Here is a 6,933-nt window from a genome sequence, read left to right as displayed (position 1 = left end):
CCTTTCTGTATCTTCTAATACCCAATTAATTCCCAGTGCCAAGTCTTCCACCTCGAAGGGGTGGGCCAGATAACCATTCTCTTGATGTTCGATCATATCAGGCATTCCACCAATTTTAAAGGCAACAGAGGGAGTGGCACAAGCGAGAGCTTCCATGACTGTATTGGGAAGATTATCCTCAATTGAGGGAGCGACAAAAATATCGGCGGCGGCATAGACTAAAGCCAGGGAAATGTCATCATTTAATCTGCCTAAATAATGGGTTTTCAGTCCAAAATCAGGCGGATTAACCGGTTCAGAAGCACCGAAGACCACTAACTCTAATTTATGCTGCCATATTTCCCACTGGCTGAGTTTTTTTATGGCAGGTAGCAGCAGATGAAATCCTTTTCGGCGATCGCTTGTTGCCGTCATAGCACCAAAGAGAATAAGCTGTTTATCTTGGGGCAATCCTAAGAGATGGCGAGCAGTGTTTTTCTCGATTGGTTTATATCTTTGAATATCTAAGCCGTTGGCAATTACTTCTATCCGTAAATCCTGAAATAGAGAACTATTTCTAGCACAATCTGCTAACCACTGACTGGGGGTAACAATAGTCAGATTGAGATTTTTCCAAGCTTTGGCTTTTCGCCACCAAACCCAACCAGAAATATCCCCATCTTGCTGACTGTTTAATTGGGGACAATGACCACAGGATTGAGTATATTTATCGCATTCTCCACTATAGTGACAACCACCCGTGAACGGCCACATATCGTGAGCCGTCCAAACAAGAGGTTGCTTAAATTTGGCTAGGGTTTCAATTTGTAAAAACCCCGCATTAATCCAGTGTAAGTTAATAATATCTGGACTAATTTGGGCTACTCTAGAAACAAGGCGATCGGGAAGCCATTGGATAGAATAAGGCGTTTTTTCTCTTTGGGTATATAATGTCAAGGGCAAGTGATCAACGGCAGGTATTAGCTTTGTCCATCCCTTCATTAATTTACTTGCTGGCGATAAAACAGTATGGTCATCGCGAGTTTTATCACTAACTAACAGAGTCGAATCTGTCCCAGTTTCCAGCAAACCTTTATGTAAACGATAAACGGCCGCATAGGCACCTCCTCGACCATCAGAATTACTTAGTAAACAGACTTTCATGACTTAAAAAATATCCCATCCATTTGTAATAGTCTTCCAGTTTTTCTATCGGCAAAGTTAGGAATAATTGTGTATAGCTCGTAGCCAATTTGTCTCATAAAATCTAGCATATCTTCAAAGAGCATTTGCTGGTCATATACTGGCACTAAAGACATTTCTATTTGAATCCCTTTAACTAAAGGAAGAATCTGAAAAGAACCTTCAATAACTTGCTTTTCAAATCCCTGCACATCGATCTTCAAAAATATTGATTGAGTACCCTCTGTAATGTAGTCTTTAGCTAAAGTATCTAGCCGTCTTAATTGTACTATTTCAGAACTACAATAAGCTGATTCAGGAGCAGCTTGCACATGAGAATCCAACATCGACAGTACAGAACTACTTTGACTATTCCCAGCAATATTAATGGTAATTTCACCTTCTTGATCTCCTAAAGCAGAGCGAGGAGCAATTTCCCACAAGTTATCTTTCTTGCTTAGAGTAAGTAATTGGGAGTAGGCACTGGATAAAGGTTCAAACGATACTATTTTGCCCTCATAACCACAGTCTCGCAGAAAACTAGCATACTGTCCACAGTTAGCACCCACATCGAAAATTAGGTCTATATGGTGATATTTTAATAACGTCTCCATCAGAGCTACTTGTGAAGTATTAAGATTATATCTCTTGACTTCAAATCCTAGTTTTTTGAACAGTTTTTTAATGATTTTTTTGGTCATCTTTTAGTTCTTTTAAAATTTATCAATGTTTTGAAGTTTAATTTAGTGTAATTATTTCTAGGGTTTCATCGCCTCCATAAATAAAGAGTCTGGTTTGCGAATTTTGCCCTCTATCATATCTAAACCATAACTATTAAAATCTGGTATTCTACTATCATCAGCACGACAAACACGCACATCAATAAATCCCACTTGTTCCAGCAGCCGCTTTAAGGAGTAGCGATCATACATCCAAAGATGAATTTCCCCTGAATTCCGAAACATCCCCTCTTCAAAAGATTTTTTAGCTTCATTTCCTGCCACAAGTGCTACTAGATATTTAGCCGTAACAATTCTCAGTTTTTGCAAAAACCAAGCGGGACTCTTAGCCATTATTCTCTCCATCAGGGGCTTTTGATGAGCTTGAATTTCCCAAAACTTTTCCGCTTCCGCACCAATTCGATAACGCACGAAATCTTTATTATTAATACTGGGGTTTAGCAAAAAATCTTTCATTTTACCTCCGCCAACACTACGAACAGTTTGATCATAAAGTTCCAGCATCATCCAATCATAGTTAGATTCTGCTTCTTTAATCCCAGAATTGACCTTTTCTAAAGTAGCCAAATATTCTCTAGCTATTGCTTCGAGATCAGGGACAACGACTCTTATTATACCCTTACATCTGAGAATTCGGTAACATTCAGTCAGCAGTTTTTTTGCCTGATCTTGTTGAAAGTGTTCTAAGACATGGGAACTATAACAGGCATCAAATTCAGCATCTGGGTAAGGTAAGTTTTTACGAATATCGTATGCTCTAACTTCTGGTGAAGATGAAATTATATCGATATTCACCCAAGCTGGATGAAAAGTAGAGCCACAGCCAAAATTTAATAATCTCATATTTTTACAATGTGTAAACGATTTTTTTGATAGAATTTATAATCATTCTTTTTGTCCCGAAAATATAAATCTACTGCTTTTTTACAGCCTGAATAGTGATAGTAATCATCTATTACTAATGTCCCACCACAAGAAAGATAAGGTTAAATTCGAGTTAGACAACACATGACAGAATCATACCAATCACAATCAATATGGGCGAATGAGACGGGACTATTAATTTTCAAGGTATGTTGATATAGACCTTTAATGAAATTAACGTTATTCTCTTGAGGCTCAATTGAAAATTTCTTAAATGACTGTATAACTCTAGTATATAAATTATCTTCATACCCATAATATTTCTCCCCATCCATTCCATCAGCATTACCACTTGCTGTAACCTCATAACGATTCTGGGCATCTGTTCTGATGGTGGAAGTATCGTCCCAAAGACATCATAAATGAAAAAAGGTCGTTCTTTACTCTTAGCACTAGCTATAGCTATAGCATAACCACCTAAAGCACAACCAGTTTCAACAATAATCCCTTCAACTCCTCTCCTTTCATTATTCATGGCTATTTCTACTAAATCACAAATGGTTTGTTTTTCTAGGTAACTTAACCCTTGGTCAACAATTGTTTCGATAATTGTTTCGATGATACTAGCCATGGCTGGATTTTTAGTGGAAAATATTTTGAAATCAATCTGGGAAAATAATGCTCTTGATTTCACAACTACTTTTTGTATGTTTAATACAGACATATAAACTACTCCAATACTTATTTATGTTTTATGACTGAAATTGAGATTTCCACTGAACAATGTTAGACCAAGGAAGTCTAATCCGAGTTTCATAGGCTGATTCTATCCAGGATGTTATACTTTTCCAATCATTTCTAGGTACTACAGGTAAATTAGTATCTTGAGAAATTTCTGCGGCTCGGTTATCTACAGCTAGAATTAATGTTCTCTTTTTGTTTTGCAAAGCTCGAATACCGGCGTGTAATCTTGTACCAATGTAATCAAGATCGAGAGTTAATACTTGATCTAATGCTTGCAGGCTGGGTTGAACATATATTGCTTTATTGCCATAAATGCTGTACATATACTTATAGTCTTTTGGTTGCTGAGTCCAAAAATAAATGTTACCATATTTTTCTCTGAGGAGTTCAATTAAGTTAGAATCATATTCTTGATTTTGGTTATATTCTGTAAATGTGACTAAGACAGAATCTGATTTCCTTCTAGGAATATCTTGACAGTGTTCATCAGTTAATGACCACATAGTTGGACAAGCAGTATTAACTACATTGTTGATCCCTATAGATTCTAACTGTCTTTTTGTATAATTGTCTCTCACGGAGTGCAAATAGCCTTTATGGAGGACACTATGATACAATATCTTTGTGTATAAATTAGGCTTCTTTTGGTATTGCCACCACCCCACTCCCATTAAAATTACATCTTTAATAAATAAGCTATCCCATAAATTAATTTTCCACTGATTGTAAGAGTTCATATTTGAGGATAACAAATTAGTCCCACCCACGATCTTAAAATCACTCTCTTTCATGTATTTATAAGAAACCTTAGAGATTATATCCTGGGTTGGAATATTTATAATAGAAACTTCCTTGAAGACATCAAATAATATTTTTTTAACCGAATCTATGATAATCTGATCTCCCAAATTAGAACTACAGACTGATGGATCGAGAAGTGATATAGTTTGATAATACATAATAAAAAAAAATCCTTTTTAGTTAAACTCAAAGACTTAAAGGCTTATACCATACTTTTTAAAATGCAAATAAGCACCCAGACCAAATCCCAAAGGGATAATAATCAGTATATGTAAATGCCCCACCATTAGCAAGGCAATTGCCCATGAAAAAACACCAGGAAAGATGGTAAGTAAGGCGGCGCGTCTTTTGGGTTCGAAGCACATAGGTTTTAACAAAGCCTTAACAAATAATAGGGGAAACTTGAAATATAAATTAAAAATGACAAAAGTAAATAAAACTAAACCTCCCTTAAGTAAAAATGTAAAAATACCAATGTGAGACCAAGTAGCCGCTTGGTTGAGGACGGGGGACAAAAAAGTAGCACCTATCCCTCTACCAACTAGCCATTCTAAATTCTGCATACTTTGAACTGCGGCTATAGCTTCTTCGACTCGTAATTGGGACGATTTATCTCCAGATTCGATTTGAGCAAATCTATCAAAAATAAAGTATTCTGATGCTGATTGTTGAATGTCTAATATAAAATCAGTAAATATACCAATCAATAACAAAACAGCGATTAAGAATAATATGTTTCTTATTTGCCCTAGCTTTAGGATAGATGATTGAGTCGCTAGTAATCCATTAGATAGTCTGTAAGATAAAACCAAGACAGACAAAATTACTAAAAGGAGTAAGTAAATTAAAGCCGATCTTTTGGATACCCATATAACTGTACAAAAAAAGCTTAATCCTAGCAATCCCCCTAAGATAATTTTCCACAGCAAGCCTTGCCTTCCTAAAATTCCTATAGCAATTGCAAGCGGTACTTGGAGGAACATTAAGAACTGGCTTTCTGCATAAGTAGTTATTCTGTTTTCTGTTCCCAAAGCAATTATGTTTGTTTTTGATGCTAATAATGAAAGAGAATGGTAGAGAAGCAAAGTTGGAACAGATATCAAAGCTAAAAGTTGTATCTTAGGATTACAGGATTTCACGATCAGGCGAAACATTGCAAAGCCAACAATAAATCCAATAAAAGCTGCAAAATCAGACAGGATAAACATAGTCTCGTTCTGAAGATAGCCTATACAAGTGTATAATAAGATAAATATCGCATAAAAAAATCCTATTTTACCTAATAAGATTTTGCGAAATTCTTGGTCTGATAAAAACGCACCTCCTATAGAAACAGTAGCAGCTAATGCTATTGTTCCTCTTAATCCCTCATCTGCATTTTTTGGCTCTAGTCCTGCATTTAAGTAAAAATTTATGAATAACAAGAATAAAGTTAAATAGAAAGCAGTAGTTGCAATTATTTCAAGCGTCATATTTTTTTTCATATTAGATGATTAAGGATATATATATATTTGAAATCAGTCACTGCGATTCACTAGGGACTAAGCAAACGATTTAACCTCTGCAATGCTCTTCTAAATAAATAATTTTGAGGTTTCATTAATTTATCACACATTTTTTTATCGTATTCTCTATCAACAGCAACAAAAGGATTGATTTTGAGAGGAAACTCAAGGGAAGTTGTATTTAGATTGGCTAATTCTGCGTTGGGTGATTTTGTATGAGTTGCATTCTCTCCAAATCCAATATTAGAAATTAGATTAACAGAGGGAACTATTGATAGACCAGACTGAACTAACCGAGCAAAACCCCATTGGTAATCCCATGTATCAATATTTCCCTTAAAAGCTGCCCAGAAAATTTTCTCTCTACTCATAAATTGTCCATGACTTGCTAGTACATCACGGACACGCTTCTGGATTTCTTGATCAGCCCATAACTTCATGTCACGATCATAATATTTCCAAGCTCTTTTCCAAGAAGCCCATCCCCATATTCCCCCATAATAAGAAAAGTGATAGCTTTGAATATTTGATTTCCATTTACCTAAGAAATTTGTACCAGAAATCATCATAATTCTTTCATCCTCACGATATTTACTTAAGACAATATCACATAACTGAAAAAACGTTTGCTCTGGCAGAGTATCATCTTCAAGAATAATTGCTTCTTCAACTGTATCAAAAACCCAATTTAATCCACTGGATACGCGATTCTTGCATCCCAGGTTAATATCCGAATAATTCGTTAATACCTCACAATCCCAATCTACCTTATCAATAATAGCACGAGCCGCCTTACACTTTTCAACATCATCTGGTCTATCTGGACGCGGACCGTCAGCAACCACTAATAACTTAGGTGGTTTAGCCTGACGAATGGCTTCAAATACTCTCGCCGTCGTATCAGGTCGATTAAAAATCAGGAAGGCGACAGGAGTGGTTAGTTGGAAGTCAGCCATAGACGGATTTACTGTTAACTTGTGGTATCCTAACCCACCCTGACCAAATTGTCAACCCATTTCAGGATTTTCAGAGCCATTAATTTTATTTTCACTATCTCCACTGTTAAAATCCGAAGCTTTCAAGACAGTTAATCCAACTAAGTCTCGGTCTCTATAATG

Annotated in this window: 7 protein-coding genes; all 7 read right to left on the bottom strand. The window is 36.0% G+C overall.

All coding sequences use genetic code 11. The annotated features are described in order from the left end of the window. Positions 1-1,143 (bottom strand): glycosyltransferase family 4 protein (locus IM319_RS05315; protein ID WP_287734922.1); only part of this gene is annotated, 1,143 nt, incomplete at its 3' end. Further along, on the bottom strand, positions 1,140-1,862 hold the full coding sequence (locus tag IM319_RS05310; protein ID WP_287734921.1) for an FkbM family methyltransferase: 723 nt from the start codon (positions 1,860-1,862) through the stop codon (positions 1,140-1,142). The genes IM319_RS05315 and IM319_RS05310, both read right to left, overlap by 4 nt. A 57-nt stretch (positions 1,863-1,919) precedes the next feature. After that, entirely contained in the window at positions 1,920-2,744 is an 825-nt protein-coding gene (locus tag IM319_RS05305; RefSeq protein WP_287734920.1) for a class I SAM-dependent methyltransferase, read from the bottom strand. Between the two features lie 223 nt (positions 2,745-2,967). Next, complete coding sequence (locus IM319_RS05300) at positions 2,968-3,489, bottom strand: hypothetical protein (RefSeq protein WP_287734919.1); 522 nt, start codon at positions 3,487-3,489, stop codon at positions 2,968-2,970. A 28-nt stretch (positions 3,490-3,517) separates the two neighbouring features. Further along, positions 3,518-4,468, bottom strand: coding sequence for a polysaccharide pyruvyl transferase family protein (locus tag IM319_RS05295; RefSeq protein WP_287734918.1), 951 nt, complete (start codon positions 4,466-4,468; stop codon positions 3,518-3,520). A 36-nt stretch (positions 4,469-4,504) separates the two neighbouring features. Continuing rightward, entirely contained in the window at positions 4,505-5,782 is a 1,278-nt protein-coding gene (locus IM319_RS05290) for a hypothetical protein (RefSeq protein ID WP_287734917.1), read from the bottom strand. Positions 5,783-5,844: 62 nt separating this feature from the next. After that, positions 5,845-6,771, bottom strand: a complete 927-nt coding sequence (locus IM319_RS05285) for a glycosyltransferase family 2 protein (protein WP_287734916.1) — start codon at positions 6,769-6,771, stop codon at positions 5,845-5,847. Positions 6,772-6,933: the final 162 nt, after the last annotated feature.

Source organism: Microcystis sp. M113S1 (assembly GCF_020246945.1).
Lineage (GTDB): Bacteria > Cyanobacteriota > Cyanobacteriia > Cyanobacteriales > Microcystaceae > Microcystis.
Note: the sequence above shows the minus strand (reverse complement) of the source record. Positions and strands in the feature narration are given on the sequence as shown.

Bases quoted from the DNA above. Each gene is read 5' to 3' on its own strand.
- IM319_RS05305 (WP_287734920.1), bottom strand. From the start codon at position 2,744: ATGAGATTATTAAATTTTGGCTGTGGCTCTACTTTTCATCCAGCTTGG.
- IM319_RS05295 (WP_287734918.1), bottom strand. From the start codon at position 4,468: ATGTATTATCAAACTATATCACTTCTCGATCCATCAGTCTGTAGTTCT.
- IM319_RS05300 (WP_287734919.1), bottom strand. From the start codon at position 3,489: ATGTCTGTATTAAACATACAAAAAGTAGTTGTGAAATCAAGAGCATTA.
- IM319_RS05310 (WP_287734921.1), bottom strand. From the start codon at position 1,862: ATGACCAAAAAAATCATTAAAAAACTGTTCAAAAAACTAGGATTTGAA.
- IM319_RS05290 (WP_287734917.1), bottom strand. From the start codon at position 5,782: ATGACGCTTGAAATAATTGCAACTACTGCTTTCTATTTAACTTTATTC.
- IM319_RS05285 (WP_287734916.1), bottom strand. From the start codon at position 6,771: ATGGCTGACTTCCAACTAACCACTCCTGTCGCCTTCCTGATTTTTAAT.